Below are 4,650 nucleotides of genomic sequence, written 5' to 3'. Positions count from 1 at the left end.
AGCCGCTGGAGGAGGACGTCCGGATCACCGGCTCGCCGACCGCGACCGTGCACGTGAAGTCCACGAAGGACGAAGCCGTGCTCTTCGCCAAGGTGTACGACGTCGGACCCGGCGGCGCCCAGCCCGTGCTCCCCTCCCAACTGGTCACGCCCGTCCGGGTGGACGGCGTCGGCGACGGCAGGGACGTGCGGCTCACCCTGCCCGCGATCGACCACGAGGTGGAGAGCGGCCACCGCCTGCGCCTGGTCCTGTCCTCCACCGACCTCGGGTACGCCTCCCCGGCCGCGCCCGCGCGGTACACCGTCTCCCTGAAGGGCGGCCTGACGGTCCCGACGGGCCTCGGCGACAGCGGACAGGTGGCCGGGCTGCCCGCCTGGGTGTGGTGGGCACCGCTCGCGGGCGCCGCGGTGGCCGCGGTCCTGCTGCTGACCGCCCGCCGCCGCACCACGGCGCCGCCGCCCGACCCGGCGCTGGCCGGAGTCCCGCTCCAGATCACGGGCCTGACCAAGCGGTACGGCAAGTCCGGCGACCGGTACGCCGTGCGGGACCTGTCCTTCCGCGTGGAACAGGGCCAGGTGCTCGGCCTGCTCGGGCCGAACGGTGCGGGCAAGACGACCACCCTGCGCATGCTGATGGGCCTGATCGGCCCGGACGGCGGCGAGATCCGCGTCTTCGGCCACGCCATCGCGCCCGGCGCCCCGGTGCTCTCGCGCGTCGGCGCGTTCGTCGAGGGCGCGGGCTTCCTGCCGCACCTGTCCGGCCGGGAGAACCTGGAGCTGTACTGGCGGGCCACCGGCCGCCCGCCCGAGGACGCCCACCTCGACGAGGCCCTGGAGATCGCCGGGCTCGGGGACGCGCTCGCCCGCGCGGTGCGCACCTACTCCCAGGGCATGCGCCAGCGTCTGGCCATCGCCCAGGCCATGCTGGGCCTGCCCGACCTGCTGATCCTGGACGAGCCGACCAACGGCCTGGACCCGCCGCAGATCCGCGAGATGCGCGAGGTGATGATCCGTTACGCCGCGGCCGGCCGCACGGTGATCGTCTCCAGCCACCTCCTGTCCGAGGTCGAGCAGAGCTGCACCCACCTGGTGGTCATGGACCGCGGGCGGCTCGTCCAGGCGGGCCCGGTCGCCGAGATCGTCGGCACCGGGGACACGCTGCTGGTGGGCACCTCCACGGCGGTGGACGCGCCCCTGGCCGAGAAGGTGGCCGCGCTGCCCGGCGTGGCCTCGGCGGCGGTGGCCGACGGCGGCCTGCTGGTGCGGCTCGGACCGGACGGCACCGCCCGGGACCTGATCGCCGAACTCGTCCGCCTGGACGTGCCCGTGGAGTCGGTGGGCCCCCACCGCCGCCTCGAGGACGCCTTCCTCACCCTGATCGGAGACCCGGCATGAGCACGCAGGTCGAACGGGCCGCGCCCGCCGGCCCCCAGGAGGTCGCCGAGGGCTACCGCGCGGGCCGCACGCTGCCCGTGCGGGTGGAGCTGGTCCGCCAGCTGAAGCGGCGGCGCACCCTCGTCATGGGCGGCATCCTGTTCGCCCTGCCGTTCGTGCTGCTCGTCGCCTTCCGGATCGGCGGCGAGCCGGGCGGGCCGAACAACCAGATCAGCCTGATGGACTCGGCCACCGCGTCGGGAGCCAACTTCGCCGCGGTGAACCTGTTCGCCTCCGCCGGGTTCCTCCTCGTCGTGCCCGTCGCCCTGTTCTTCGGGGACACGGTCGCCTCGGAGGCCGGCTGGTCCTCCCTGCGGTACCTGCTGGCCGCGCCGGTGCCCCGCGCCCGCCTGCTCTGGTCCAAGCTGGTCGTCGCCCTGCTCCTCAGCCTCGCGGCGATCGTCCTGCTGCCGCTGGTCGCGCTGGCCGTGGGGACGGCCGCCTACGGCTGGGGGCCGCTGGAGCTGCCCACCGGCGGCAGCCTGCCCACCGGCACCGCGGCCGAACGCCTGGCGATCACGGTGGCGTACGTCTTCGTCTCGCAACTGGTCACCGCCGCTCTGGCGTTCTGGCTGTCCACCAAGACCGACGCCCCGCTCGGCGCGGTCGGCGGCGCGGTCGGCCTGACGATCATCGGCAACGTCCTGGACGAGGTGACCGCCCTCGGCGGCTGGCGCGACCTCCTGCCGGCGCACTGGCAGTACGCCTGGCTCGACACGGTCCGGCCCGAGCTGGACTGGACCCGGCTGATCCAGGGCACGTCCCTGTCGGTGACGTACGCCCTGGTGCTCTTCGCCCTGGCCTTCCGCGGCTTCGCCCGCAAGGACGTGGTGTCCTAGCGCCTTCCCCGGCCGGTGGAGCCCGCGGACTCGGCGGGGTCTGAGGAGGATCACCCACCGGTCTCGGCGGCCCGCCGCCGTGCCCACTTCGAGACGCACCCGTGACACCCCGTGCCGCACGTTCCGCCCTCCCGCGCCGTCACAGTCACGTACACCGGCGTCAACGGAAGCAGGGGGCACGGAAGATGAGGCGACACCGGACACGAGGACCGATCGGCGCGCTGCTCGCGCTCACGGCGGCGGGCGGCCTGCTGCTCACCGGCTGCGGGGGAGGAGACGAGGACGCGGCGCGGGGCGCGAAGGACACGGCGGTGGACTCCCGGGGCCGGGGCTCCGCGCCGGTGCCCGCACCCGACGGGCCGCGCGGCGAGGCCGGACAGCGCCACGACGAGGGCGCGACCACGGGCGGGACGGGAGACTCCCGGGAGGTCGCCCCCGAACCCGACCTCCTCTCCACCTTCGCCCTGGACGTCGACACCGCCTCCTACGGCTACGCCCGCCGCACCCTGGCCGAGGGCCGGCTGCCCGATCCGTCGACGGTCCGCCCCGAGGAGTTCGTCAACAGCTTCCGCCAGGACTACGAGCGTCCCGAAGGCGACGGCTTCTCGGTGACCGTGGACGGCGCCCGCACCGGCGAGGAGGACTGGTCCCTGGTCCGCGTGGGCCTGGCCACCCGGGGCGCCGAGCAGCGCGGCGCCCGCCCGCCGGCCGCCCTGACCTTCGTCATCGACGTCTCCGGCTCCATGGCCGAGCCCGGCCGCCTCGACCTCGCCCAAGAGGCCCTGGGCACGATGACCGACCGGCTGCGCGACGACGACTCGGTCGCGCTGGTCACCTTCAGCGACGAGGCCGAGACCGTCCTGCCGATGACCCGGCTCGGCGACCGCCGCGGCCGCGTCCACGACGCCATCGACAGCCTGGAGCCCACCCAGTCCACCAACCTCGGCGCGGGCGTCGAGACCGGCTACGACACCGCCGTCGAGGGCCGCCGCGAGGGCGCCACCAACCGCGTCGTCCTCGTCTCCGACGCCCTTGCCAACACCGGCGAGACCGACGCGGACGCCATCCTCGAACGCATCGCGGACGAGCGCCGCGAGCACGGCATCACCCTCTTCGGCGTCGGCGTCGGCAGCGACTACGGCGACGCCCTGATGGAACGCCTCGCCGACAAGGGCGACGGACACACCACGTACGTGTCGGACCCGGAGGACGCCCGTGAGGTCTTCTGCGAGCAGCTCCCGCGCCACATCGAGCTGACCGCCCGCGACGCCAAGGCCCAGGTCGCCTTCGACCCGGAGACGGTCGCCGAGTTCCGCCTCGTGGGCTACGACAACCGCCGCGTCGCCGACGACGACTTCCGCGACGACCGCGTCGACGGCGGCGAGGTCGGCCCCGGCCACACCGTCACCGCCCTGTACGCCGTGCGCACCCGCCCCGGCGCCGACGGCCGGCTGGCCACGGCCACCGTCCGCTGGCTCGACCCCGACAGCCGCGCCCCGCACGAGGAATCCGGCGACGTGGAGTCCGGTGACCTCGACGACTCGGTGTGGGAAGCGGACCGCGGCCTGCGCGTGACGGCGACCGCCGCCTACTTCGCCGACGCCCTGCGCACCCCGTACGACGACGGCTCCCTGCCGGGCGCACCGCGTCTCGGTGAACTCGCCGAGCGCGCCGACGCGCTGGCCGACCGCACGGACGACCCGGACGTCGGACGGCTCGCCGCGGCGGTCCGGCAGGCGGACGAGCTGACCTGAGCCGCCCCCGTTGACCACTTACGCGGGAGTAAGTTTACTCTGCGGTAAGTAACGGGAAGAGGCAGCGCAACACCACTGCGATCCGCGACCGGGAGCCGACATGGGCGTACACAGGGACCTGAAACGGGCGAGGAGGCGCGGGGACCTGGCCTCCCGCTCCCGGACCGAGACCGTCCGGGACGCCCACGGCACCGTCCGCGAGGCCCGTACCCCGGCCCTGGCACCCCGCCCCACCACGGGCAGCACCGCCGACATCCCGTTCACCAACGCGGCCGAGGCACCCGACGCGGTGGTCCTGCGCCGCGAGGTGGACGGCGTCTGGCGGCCCGTCACCGCGCAGCGGTTCGCCGCCGAGGTGACCGCCGTGGCCAAGGGCCTGATCGCCGCCGGCCTGGAACCGGGCGGCCGGGTCGCCGTCATGTCCCGCACCCGCTACGAGTGGACGGTCCTGGACTTCGCGATCTGGACGGCCGGCGGCCAGACCGTCCCCGTCTACCCCACCTCTTCCGCCGACCAGGTCGAGTGGATCGTCCGCGACTCCGGCGCCCGTCACGTGATCACCGAGACCGCCGCCCACACCGCCACCGTCGTGGCCGGCACGTCCGGCCACGACCAGCACCCGCG

The 4,650-nt window shown here is 74.7% G+C and carries 4 protein-coding genes; all 4 read left to right on the top strand.

The window, feature by feature from the left end:
- Positions 1-1,394 (top strand): ATP-binding cassette domain-containing protein (locus tag RIF68_RS28010; protein WP_309054086.1); only part of this gene is annotated, 1,394 nt, incomplete at its 5' end.
- The gene (locus tag RIF68_RS28005) at positions 1,391-2,272 is read left to right on the top strand and encodes an ABC transporter permease (protein WP_019325482.1); all 882 of its coding nucleotides are present in this window, start codon (positions 1,391-1,393) and stop codon (positions 2,270-2,272) included. The genes RIF68_RS28010 and RIF68_RS28005, both read left to right, overlap by 4 nt.
- A 185-nt stretch (positions 2,273-2,457) precedes the next feature.
- Positions 2,458-4,026: a VWA domain-containing protein gene (locus RIF68_RS28000; protein ID WP_031014363.1), complete on the top strand. Its 1,569-nt coding sequence runs from the start codon at positions 2,458-2,460 to the stop codon at positions 4,024-4,026.
- A gap of 100 nt (positions 4,027-4,126) precedes the next feature.
- Positions 4,127-4,650: AMP-binding protein (locus RIF68_RS27995; RefSeq protein WP_309054085.1), on the top strand; the 524-nt coding region annotated here is incomplete at its 3' end.

The organism is Streptomyces sp. (genome assembly GCF_031178505.1).
GTDB classification, from domain to species: domain Bacteria; phylum Actinomycetota; class Actinomycetes; order Streptomycetales; family Streptomycetaceae; genus Streptomyces; species Streptomyces gulbargensis.
This window is presented reverse-complemented; position numbering and strand designations above follow the sequence as displayed.

What these genes read in the sequence shown, in the direction of transcription:
- RIF68_RS28005 (WP_019325482.1), top strand. Translation starts at nt 1,391, where the DNA reads ATGAGCACGCAGGTCGAACGGGCCGCGCCCGCCGGCCCCCAGGAGGTC.
- RIF68_RS28000 (WP_031014363.1), top strand. Translation starts at nt 2,458, where the DNA reads ATGAGGCGACACCGGACACGAGGACCGATCGGCGCGCTGCTCGCGCTC.